Genomic DNA, 2,582 nt, shown 5'->3' with positions numbered 1-2,582 from the left:
ACGGATATTCAAGGCATGGAAGATGCTTTGGGTGATATGGACTTCAAGGTAGCCGGCACGACAAAGGGCGTTACGGCTATTCAAATGGATATTAAAATCAAGGGCCTCAGTCGTGAAATCCTTGATACGGCTTTGAAACAGGCTCATGAAGGACGCCTTCACATTATGGATAAGATGTTGGCGGTCCTCGATGCACCGCGTAAGGAATTATCCCCCTATGCACCGCGCATTATTACCATGCAGGTACATCCTGACAAGATCCGCGATATCATCGGGCCGGGCGGCAAGATGATTAAACAGATTACGGAAGAAACGGGTGCCAAAATCGACATTGACGATACGGGCCTCGTATACATCGCTTCCGTAGACGGAGAAGGCGGCGCTAAGGCTAAGGAATGGATTGAAAATCTGACGAAGGACGTAGAAGTCGGCGAAACCTATGTCGGCAAGGTTACGCGCCTTATGGCATTCGGTGCCTTTGTAGAAGTTCTGCCCGGTAAAGAAGGCTTGGTTCATATTTCCCAACTTGCGACGGAACGGGTGGAAAAGGTAGAAGACGTTGTCAACGTAGGCGATGAAATTGTCGTTAAATGCGTAGAAATCGACAGCCAGGGACGCATTAACCTGTCCCGTAAGGTCGTATTGACGGGCGAAGACGGCGACTTCAAGAGTCGTGATCGCGGCGACAGAGGCAATCGCGGTCACAGAGACGGTCATCGGAGATAATGATGAGACAGCGCGGATTTGAAATCGTTTCGGCTTATGCCGGACAAGGCATCCACATACCGTCCCGAAAGACGGCTAAAAGTGCGGGCTATGATTTGGAAGCGGCAGAAACGATGGTCTTGGCACCTCATGCCGTAACCGTCGTTCCTACGGGTCTTAAGGCCTATATGGGCGATGACGAATATCTGTCCGTCTTTATTCGCTCATCCTTGGCCTTTAAAAAAGGTCTCATGCTCGCTAACAGCACGGGCATTGTGGATAGCGATTACTATAATAACCCCGACAATGAAGGGCATATTATGATTGCCTACTACAACACGGGTGATACGCCCTATACGGTTGAAAAGGGTGATCGTATCGGTCAGGGGATTTTTATGAAATACTTAACGATCGATGAAGACGCCGCATCGGGAATGCGGACGGGCGGCATCGGCAGTACAGGTAAATAAGTTAGCGGAAAGAGGCACTCTACTGTATAATAACAGTGTGGTGCCTTTTTTTGTATTGTAAAGGAGGATACACATGAGTATCAGTACGGAAAAAATGATAGACAGTCAAGATATTTTTAAAGGACATGTATTGCATCTGACCTTGGATACAGTACGTATTAACGATACAGATCAGACTTCGACGCGAGAAGTGGTACGTCATAAAGGAGCTTGCGCCATCTTGCCGATTACGCCGGAAGGAAAGATCATTCTCGTGCGCCAGTATCGGTATGCACCGGATGAGGTACTCCTGGAAATTCCGGCGGGGAAAATAGACAGTAAGGAAGAAAACCCCTTGCATTGTGCAGCTCGTGAGCTGGAAGAAGAAGCGGGCGTTACAGGTGAGCTCATTCCTTTGGGACATGTTTATACGTCACCGGGTTTTTCGGATGAATGCCTCTACTTATATGCGGCACGGAATCTGAAAAAGGGGACTCAGCACTTGGATGAAGATGAATTTATGAATATTGAATATTACACGCCTGAAGAAGTGGAAAAGATGATAGACAATAATGAAATCGTCGACTCGAAGACCATTGCCTGCTTCTTCAAGGCTCGTAAGTACATGCTCGGAAAATAAGCGGGCAGGGGGACATTATGAAACGTTTTAAAAGAATAATTGTCATCGTAACGGACAGTGTCGGTGCCGGCGGAGCTCCCGATGCCGAACGCTTCGGGGATGAAGGGGCCGATACGTTAAAGCATATTGATGAAGCCGTACCGGGTGGTCTTAAGATACCGAATCTGCGCCGCCTCGGTTGGGAAAAGGCGACACACATTCATCCCGAAGGCGTGAAAATCGTCGGTTCGTACGGACGTATGAGAGAAATCTCCAACGGCAAGGATACGACGAGCGGCCACTGGGAATTTATGGGAAATTCCGTAGAAAATCCTTTCCCCGTCTTTTACGACGCCTTCCCGCAAGATTTACTGGATACGTTTACGAAAAAAACGGGACACGGTTGGCTCGGTAACGAAGTGGCCGATACGTTAAAGCATATTGATGAAGCCGTACCGGGTGGTCTTAAGATACCGAATCTGCGCCGCCTCGGTTGGGAAAAGGCGACACACATTCATCCCGAAGGCGTGAAAATCGTCGGTTCGTACGGACGTATGAGAGAAATCTCCAACGGCAAGGATACGACGAGCGGCCACTGGGAATTTATGGGAAATTCCGTAGAAAATCCTTTCCCCGTCTTTTACGACGCCTTCCCGCAAGATTTACTGGATACGTTTACGAAAAAAACGGGACACGGTTGGCTCGGTAACGAAGTGGCGTCGGGAACGGAAATTATTGCTCGCCTCGGTCCTGAACATTTGAAGACGAAAAAGCCCATTGTCTATACATCGGCAGACAGTGTCTTTCAG

Annotated in this window: 3 protein-coding genes and 1 pseudogene; all 4 read left to right on the top strand. The window is 48.6% G+C overall.

Features of this window, described 5'->3' with window-relative positions; translation table 11 throughout:
- The coding region (locus PGX78_RS06105) for a S1 RNA-binding domain-containing protein (RefSeq protein ID WP_270445893.1) at nt 1–726 on the top strand (726 nt) is incomplete at its 5' end.
- A 2-nt stretch (nt 727–728) separates the two neighbouring features.
- The gene (dut, locus tag PGX78_RS06100) at nt 729–1,175 is read left to right on the top strand and encodes a dUTP diphosphatase (protein ID WP_270445894.1); all 447 of its coding nucleotides are present in this window, start codon (nt 729–731) and stop codon (nt 1,173–1,175) included.
- Between the two features lie 73 nt (nt 1,176–1,248).
- The gene (locus PGX78_RS06095) at nt 1,249–1,794 is read left to right on the top strand and encodes an NUDIX hydrolase (protein ID WP_006942247.1); all 546 of its coding nucleotides are present in this window, start codon (nt 1,249–1,251) and stop codon (nt 1,792–1,794) included.
- Nucleotides 1,795–1,811: 17 nt separating this feature from the next.
- Nucleotides 1,812–2,582: pseudogene (locus tag PGX78_RS06090) on the top strand (hypothetical protein); the annotation flags it as partial.

The organism is Megasphaera sp. AF13-6AC, assembly GCF_027685385.1.
Lineage (GTDB): Bacteria > Bacillota > Negativicutes > Veillonellales > Megasphaeraceae > Megasphaera > Megasphaera micronuciformis.
This window is presented reverse-complemented; position numbering and strand designations above follow the sequence as displayed.

Excerpts from the sequence above, each read along its gene's own strand:
- dut (WP_270445894.1), top strand. The coding sequence starts at position 729 with ATGAGACAGCGCGGATTTGAAATCGTTTCGGCTTATGCCGGACAAGGC.
- PGX78_RS06095 (WP_006942247.1), top strand. The coding sequence starts at position 1,249 with ATGAGTATCAGTACGGAAAAAATGATAGACAGTCAAGATATTTTTAAA.